The organism is Pseudomonas sp. 43NM1, from assembly GCF_002836905.1.
Taxonomy (GTDB): Bacteria; Pseudomonadota; Gammaproteobacteria; order Pseudomonadales; family Pseudomonadaceae; genus Aquipseudomonas; species Aquipseudomonas prosekii.
Genome location: NZ_MKGS01000190.1, coordinates 20,335 through 27,022 on the forward strand (window position 1 = coordinate 20,335; position 6,688 = coordinate 27,022).

Here is a 6,688-nt window from a genome sequence, read left to right on the forward strand (position 1 = left end):
TGAGCTGCCATGCAAGCCGAATTGATTGTCGATGCCCGCAATACGGTCGGTGAAAGCCCGGTGTGGGTGCCTGAAGAAAACGCGCTGTACTGGGTCGATATCCCCGCCGGTGGCCTGCAACGCTGGCATGCCGAAACCGGCCATGTCGATGCGTGGACCACGCCGGAAATGCTCGCCTGCATAGCGCGTTGCAGCGACGGCAGTTGGGTCGCCGGGATGGAAAGCGGGTTCTTCCATCTGCACGCAAACAACGACGGCAGCCTCGACAGCGAGCTGCTCGCACAGGTCGATCACGCGCGCCCGGACATGCGTTTGAACGACGGCCGCTGTGATCGCCAGGGACGTTTCTGGGCCGGCAGCATGGTCTTGAACATGGGCGCCAACGCCGCTGAAGGCACGATGTATCGCTTCAGCCACGGGCAACGCGGGCCGCTCGATCCGCGGCTCAGCGGGTTTATCGTGCCCAACGGTCTGGGTTTCAGCCCGGATGGGCGGACGATGTACCTGTCCGACTCACATCCGCTGGCGCAACAGATCTGGGCGTTTGACTACGACATCGAAAGCGGCACGCCGAGCAATCGTCGATTGTTCGTCGACATGAATCACTTCTGCGGTCGCCCCGACGGCGCGGCGGTGGATGCCGACGGGTGTTACTGGATCTGCGCCAATGACGCCGGGCTGATTCACCGGTTTACTCCGGATGGCCGACTGGATCGCTCACTCGCGGTGCCGGTGAAGAAGCCGACCATGTGTGCGTTTGGCGGCAGTCGTCTGGACACGCTGTTCGTGACCTCGATCCGCCCTGGGGATGATCGGGACGAGCAGTCGTTGGCCGGTGGGGTTTTTGCCCTGGATCCGGGCGTCAAAGGCTTGCACGAGCCGCTGTTTCAGCCCTGAAAAAGTCTTGCATTGAGTGGATACATCATTTGCCAGATCGGCCGGGCCTGCGATTGTTGGAGCGTGGGCAAACGGCCGAATCAGGTTTCAGCCTGCACTATCGAGCGTTGCAGGGTTCAGGCGCGCAGCAGCATGTAAGCCGCGACGACCAGGCAAACACTGGCAAATCCGACCTGCAACGCCCGCGCCGGCACCCGCGCGCAGAGCTTGCGACCGATGAGCATGCCGACAATGCTCGCGACGATGAACGTGACGCCGATGTGGTCGATCCGCACCCCGGCGTGAAACGCGCCGATGACGCCGATGGCTGAGATCAGGCTGATCACCATCAACGATGTAGCGACGATGCCGCGCATTTGTACGTCGGTCAGTTGCTTGAACGCCGGAACGATCAGGAAACCGCCACCGACGCCGAGCAAACCAGAGACTACGCCAGTGACCGCGCCGAGTGCTGCCAGGGTCGCGGTGCATTTGGCGGTCCAGGAAAAACGTCCGGTGTGTTGATCGAGCATGCAGTTCTTTTGGCCCCAGTTAGCGTGACCGTGGTCGTTCGGGCCCGCGTCCTTGCGCTCGCGACGCAACATCCGCCAGGCCACCATGACCATCAGCAGACTGAACAGAACCATCAGGATTTTTTCCGACAACTGATGCGCGAAGTAGATACCCAACGGCGAAAACACCGCGCCGAGCGAAGCGATCAGCAGCGCCGCGCGATAGCGCACCAAACCATGGCGCAAACCGTCGATAGCCCCGACCGCCGCCGCACTGCCCACCGCAAACAAGGCAACCGGCGCCGCTTGCGTCATGCTCCAGCCGAGCCCCAGCACCAACGCCGGCACCGCCAGAATCCCGCCCCCGGCCCCGGTCAAACCAAGGACCAGGCCCATCACCACACCAAAAAAACTCGCCAGCACCATTATTATTCTCTCAACCCAAACGGCCGCCGAAACCAATCACTAAAAACCCAACACCCAACCCGTGGCGAGCGAGCTTGCCCGCGTTAGAGTGCGCAGCGCTCACAGCTTTTCAAAACCCGGCTTCAGCGGCACTGACTCACGCCCAGCTTTTCAACACTGCGCCGCAATACAACCCGGACAAGGTTTTCATCACTTGAATTACTTCGTGGCTGGCCAGGCCATAGAAAATGTATTTACCTTCACGCCGGGTTGCGACCAGGCCTTCGTCGCGCAGGATGCCGAGCTGTTGCGAGAGTGTCGGTTGGCGTACGCCGGTCATGGTTTCCAGTTCGCCAACGTTGCGTTCGCCCTGGGTCAATTGGCAGAGAATCAATAAACGATCCTCATTGGCCAACGCCTTGAGCAGCGCGCACGCTTTGGACGCCGATGCCCGCAGTTGGGCGACTTCGCTTTCGGTCAGACTGGATTGCATTTGCACGATGCCTTGGAGGTCACTTAAGCTGCAGACATTATGTCTAAACATAAAGTGTTGCAACTGATGACCGCTACCACAGCTTTCAGATCACTCCCTTCAGAGGCTAAAGCCAATGCCCGCGCAGATTGAAGCCTTCCTCGACCCCGCCTCCTCGACCTACAGTTACGTGGTCTACGAAGAGGCTGGCGGGCAATGCGCAATCGTTGACCCGGTGCTCGATTACGACCCCGCCGCCGGGCGCAGCACCACGGTTCAGGCCGACCGTTTGATCGCATTCGTGCGCGAAAACCAGCTGCAAGTGCAATGGCTGCTGGAGACCCACGCCCACGCCGATCACCTGTCCGCCGCGCCTTATCTGCGTCGCGAGTTGGGCGGCAAGATTGCGATCGGTCAGTCGATCAGCAAGGTTCAGGACGTGTTCAAAACCCTGTTCAATCTGGAACCGGAATTTCGCATCGACGGTTCTCAGTTCGACCATCTGTTTGCGCCGAACGAGTCGTTTCGCATCGGAAACCTCAAAGCCACCGCGCTGCACGTGCCCGGCCATACGCCGGCAGACATGGCTTATCTGATCGACAGCGACGTGATTCTGGTCGGCGACACGCTGTTCATGCCCGACGTCGGCACCGCGCGTTGCGACTTTCCCGGCGGCGATGCGCGGCAGATGTTTGCCTCGATCCACAAGCTGCTGGCGTTCCCGGCCGGCGTGCGGCTTTTCGTCTGTCACGACTACCCGCCCGAGGGCCGCGCACCGCACTGCGAAACCACAGTGGGTGAGCAGCGCCAGAGCAATATTCACGTGCATGACGGTGTCGATGAAGCGGCGTTTGTCGCGATGCGCACCCAGCGCGATGCCGGGCTGGGCATGCCGAATTTGTTGCTGCCGGCGATTCAGGTAAACGTGCGGGCGGGGAATTTGCCCCCGGCCGATGACAACGGCGTGACCTACCTGAAGATCCCGCTGAATAAACTCTGACGCTCAATCGTTGCAACGCTTTGCGTGGCAACGATCAACCTCAACTGCCAAGGGTCAACCCGTTCGCCGGCAGCGGCAGCGCAGTTTTGTAACGCACCTGCTTCAAGGCAAAACTCGAACGAATATTCGCGACACCGGGGACTTTGGTCAGGAAATCCATCATGAAGCGCTCCAGCGACTGAATCGTCGGCACCAGCACGCGGATCAGATAATCCGGATCGCCCGCCATCAGATAACACTCCATCACTTCCGGGCGATCCGAAATCGCCTCTTCGAAATGCGCCAGCGCTTCTTCGACCTGCTTCTCTAGGCTGACATGAATGAACACATTCACATGCAGCCCGAGCAAATCAGCATCCAGTAGCGTGACCTGCTCGCGTATCAGGCCCAATTCTTCCATTGCCTTGACCCGGTTGAAGCACGGCGTCGGCGACAGGTTGACCGAGCGTGCGAGGTCAGCATTGGTGATGCGGGCGTTTTCCTGAAGGCTGTTGAGAATGCCTATATCGGTACGATCCAATTTGCGCATGAGACAAAACCACCTGTTATTTTTGTTAATGCAGATTTTTTATCCCCAAATGACCGACAACGCAACGAAACAGAGATAAATATTCTCCCGCGCCGAGCCTATGATGTTTGTAGGACAAGATTTCCACTCACCGTGGAATGACCGTCAGCTCACTACAAAAAATTCACAAGATCGAGCGTAGAAGCCATGAACCAAGCGTACGAACCGCTGCGCCTGCACGTTCCCGAACCATCGGGGCGTCCCGGCTGCAAGACCGACTTTTCCTACCTGCGTCTGACCGACGCCGGTACGGTGCGCAAACCCCCAATCGACGTTGAACCGGCGGACACCGCAGACTTGGCCAAAGGCCTGATCCGCGTGCTCGACGATCAGGGCAACGCGCTCGGCCCATGGGGCGAAGGCGTGCCGGCGGAAATCCTCCGCAAAGGCATGCGCGCCATGCTCAAGACGCGAATTTTCGACAACCGCATGGTGGTCGCCCAGCGTCAGAAAAAAATGTCGTTCTACATGCAAAGCCTCGGCGAAGAAGCCATCGGCAGCGCTCAGGCCCTGGCCCTGAACATCGACGACATGTGCTTTCCGACCTATCGTCAGCAAAGCATCCTGATGGCCCGCGAAGTGCCGCTGGTCGACCTGATCTGCCAGCTGCTGTCCAACGAGCGCGATCCGCTCAAGGGCCGTCAGTTGCCGATCATGTATTCGGTTCGTGATCACGGCTTCTTCACCATCTCCGGCAACCTCGCCACACAATTCGTGCAGGGCGTGGGCTGGGGCATGGCTTCGGCGATCAAGGGCGACACCAAAATCGCCTCGGCGTGGATCGGCGACGGCGCCACCGCTGAATCGGACTTCCACACCGCCCTCACCTTCGCCCACGTCTACCGCGCGCCGGTAATCCTCAACGTGGTCAACAACCAGTGGGCGATCTCGACGTTCCAGGCGATTGCCGGTGGTGAAGCCACTACCTTCGCCGGTCGTGGCGTGGGTTGCGGCATCGCTTCGCTGCGCGTCGATGGCAACGATTTTGTCGCGGTATACGCCGCTTCTGCCTGGGCCGCCGAACGCGCCCGGCGCAACCTCGGGCCGACCATGATCGAGTGGGTCACCTACCGCGCCGGTCCACACTCGACTTCCGATGATCCTTCGAAATACCGTCCCGCCGACGACTGGAGCCACTTCCCGTTGGGCGACCCGATCGTGCGCCTCAAGCAGCACCTGGTGAAAATTGGCCAGTGGTCCGAAGAGGAACACACCGCCGTCAGCGCTGAGCTGGAAGCCGAAGTCATCGCCGCGCAGAAAGAAGCCGAGCAGTACGGCACCCTCGCCGGTGGCCAGACGCCTAGCGCCGCGACCATGTTCGAGGACGTCTACAAAGAGATGCCGGAGCACTTGAAGCGCCAGCGTCAAGAGTTGGGGATCTGACATGAACGATCACAACAACCAAATCGAGTTGGAAACCGCCATGACCACAACCACCATGACCATGATCCAGGCCCTGCGCTCGGCCATGGACGTGATGCTTGAGCGCGACGATAACGTCGTGGTATTCGGCCAGGACGTGGGCTATTTCGGCGGCGTGTTCCGTTGCACCGAAGGCCTGCAGAACAAGTACGGCACCTCGCGCGTGTTCGATGCGCCGATTTCCGAAAGCGGCATCGTCGGCGTCGCCGTCGGCATGGGCGCCTACGGTTTGCGCCCGGTGGCCGAGATTCAGTTCGCCGACTACGTCTACCCGGCGTCCGACCAGATCATTTCCGAAGCCGCGCGTCTGCGTTATCGCTCGGCCGGCGAGTTCACCGCACCGATGACCCTGCGCATGCCTTGCGGCGGCGGCATTTATGGCGGCCAGACCCACAGCCAAAGTATCGAGGCGATGTTCACCCAGGTCTGCGGCTTGCGCACGGTGATGCCGTCCAACCCTTACGACGCCAAAGGCTTGCTGATCGCCTCCATCGAAAACGATGACCCGGTGATCTTCCTTGAGCCAAAACGCCTGTACAACGGCCCGTTCGACGGCCACCACGACCGCCCAGTAACGCCGTGGTCAAAACACCCTGCCGCACAAGTGCCGGACGGTTATTACACCGTGCCGCTGGACGTCGCCGCCATTGCCCGCCCGGGCAAGGAAGTGACGATTCTGACTTACGGCACCACGGTTTATGTTTCGCAAGTCGCCGCCGAAGAAAGCGGCGTCGACGCCGAAGTCATCGACCTGCGCAGCCTGTGGCCGCTGGACCTTGAAACCATCGTCAAATCGGTGAAGAAAACCGGCCGTTGCGTGATCGTTCACGAAGCCACGCGCACCTGCGGTTTCGGCGCCGAACTGGTCGCGCTGGTGCAAGAGCATTGCTTCCACTACCTGGAAGCGCCAATCGAACGCGTCACTGGTTGGGACACCCCCTACCCGCACGCGCAAGAGTGGGCGTATTTCCCAGGGCCGTCCCGAGTGGGCGCGGCGTTGAAACGGGTCATGGAGGTCTGAATGGGCACGCACGTTATTAAAATGCCGGACATCGGCGAAGGCATTGCCGAAGTTGAATTGTCGGTATGGCACGTCAAAGTCGGCGACATGGTCGTCGAAGATCAGGTCCTGGCCGACGTCATGACCGACAAAGCGATGGTCGATATTCCATCGCCGGTCCACGGCAAAGTCATTTCGCTGGGCGGCCAGCCGGGCGAAGTGATGGCGGTTGGCAGCATTCTGATCAGCATCGAAGTGGAAGGCGCGGGCAACTATAAAGAGCCGGCGCATAAAGAGTCGCCTCAGCCGATTGCTGCGGCTAAAGAAGCGCCAGTTGCAACGCCGGCTAAAGTCGAACCCGTCGTTGAAAGCAAACCGGCCGCGTCTGCGCGCCCAGCCGCTGTGTGCCAAGGCCCGATGGTCGGCCGTGAAG

Annotated in this window: 8 protein-coding genes and 1 pseudogene; 6 read left to right on the forward strand and 3 right to left on the reverse strand. The window is 60.3% G+C overall.

Features of this window, described 5'->3' with window-relative positions:
* The first annotated feature begins 9 nt into the window (after positions 1–9).
* Both BI292_RS24975 and BI292_RS29290 read left to right on the forward strand, forming a co-directional pair.
* On the forward strand, positions 10–897 hold the full coding sequence (locus BI292_RS24975; RefSeq protein ID WP_101209558.1) for an SMP-30/gluconolactonase/LRE family protein: 888 nt from the start codon (positions 10–12) through the stop codon (positions 895–897).
* Positions 898–920: 23 nt separating this feature from the next.
* A pseudogene (locus tag BI292_RS29290) lies at positions 921–1,007 on the forward strand (aldose 1-epimerase); the annotation flags it as partial.
* A 6-nt stretch (positions 1,008–1,013) separates the two neighbouring features.
* On the opposite strand, the gene BI292_RS24985 reads toward BI292_RS29290, so the two are convergent.
* Both BI292_RS24985 and BI292_RS24990 read right to left on the reverse strand, forming a co-directional pair.
* Positions 1,014–1,814: a sulfite exporter TauE/SafE family protein gene (locus BI292_RS24985; RefSeq protein ID WP_101209559.1), complete on the reverse strand. Its 801-nt coding sequence runs from the start codon at positions 1,812–1,814 to the stop codon at positions 1,014–1,016.
* Positions 1,815–1,950: 136 nt separating this feature from the next.
* Entirely contained in the window at positions 1,951–2,286 is a 336-nt protein-coding gene (locus tag BI292_RS24990; RefSeq protein WP_092269673.1) for a helix-turn-helix transcriptional regulator, read from the reverse strand.
* 115 nt (positions 2,287–2,401) lie between these two features.
* Here BI292_RS24990 and BI292_RS24995 point away from each other — a divergent pair, with 115 nt between their 5' ends.
* Positions 2,402–3,265 (forward strand): MBL fold metallo-hydrolase, encoded by an 864-nt coding sequence (locus BI292_RS24995; protein ID WP_101209560.1) that lies wholly within the window; start codon positions 2,402–2,404, stop codon positions 3,263–3,265.
* A 40-nt stretch (positions 3,266–3,305) separates the two neighbouring features.
* Here BI292_RS24995 and bkdR read toward each other — a convergent pair whose 3' ends face one another.
* Complete coding sequence (bkdR, locus tag BI292_RS25000) at positions 3,306–3,794, reverse strand: Bkd operon transcriptional regulator BkdR (RefSeq protein WP_092269679.1); 489 nt, start codon at positions 3,792–3,794, stop codon at positions 3,306–3,308.
* 186 nt (positions 3,795–3,980) lie between these two features.
* On the opposite strand from bkdR, the gene BI292_RS25005 reads away from it, so the two are divergent.
* The 3 genes from BI292_RS25005 to BI292_RS25015 form a co-directional block, all read left to right on the forward strand.
* Positions 3,981–5,216 (forward strand): 3-methyl-2-oxobutanoate dehydrogenase (2-methylpropanoyl-transferring) subunit alpha, encoded by a 1,236-nt coding sequence (locus BI292_RS25005; RefSeq protein WP_092269682.1) that lies wholly within the window; start codon positions 3,981–3,983, stop codon positions 5,214–5,216.
* Between the two features lies 1 nt (position 5,217).
* The gene (locus BI292_RS25010) at positions 5,218–6,276 is read left to right on the forward strand and encodes an alpha-ketoacid dehydrogenase subunit beta (RefSeq protein ID WP_092269685.1); all 1,059 of its coding nucleotides are present in this window, start codon (positions 5,218–5,220) and stop codon (positions 6,274–6,276) included.
* On the forward strand, positions 6,277–6,688 hold a 412-nt coding region (locus tag BI292_RS25015), incomplete at its 3' end, for a biotin/lipoyl-containing protein (RefSeq protein WP_305887393.1).

Coding starts and splice junctions, on each gene's coding strand:
- BI292_RS24975 (WP_101209558.1), top strand. CDS start 10: ATGCAAGCCGAATTGATTGTCGATGCCCGCAATACGGTCGGTGAAAGC.
- BI292_RS24985 (WP_101209559.1), bottom strand. CDS start 1,814: ATGGTGCTGGCGAGTTTTTTTGGTGTGGTGATGGGCCTGGTCCTTGGT.
- BI292_RS24990 (WP_092269673.1), bottom strand. CDS start 2,286: ATGCAATCCAGTCTGACCGAAAGCGAAGTCGCCCAACTGCGGGCATCG.
- BI292_RS24995 (WP_101209560.1), top strand. CDS start 2,402: ATGCCCGCGCAGATTGAAGCCTTCCTCGACCCCGCCTCCTCGACCTAC.
- bkdR (WP_092269679.1), bottom strand. CDS start 3,794: ATGCGCAAATTGGATCGTACCGATATAGGCATTCTCAACAGCCTTCAG.
- BI292_RS25005 (WP_092269682.1), top strand. CDS start 3,981: ATGAACCAAGCGTACGAACCGCTGCGCCTGCACGTTCCCGAACCATCG.
- BI292_RS25010 (WP_092269685.1), top strand. CDS start 5,218: ATGAACGATCACAACAACCAAATCGAGTTGGAAACCGCCATGACCACA.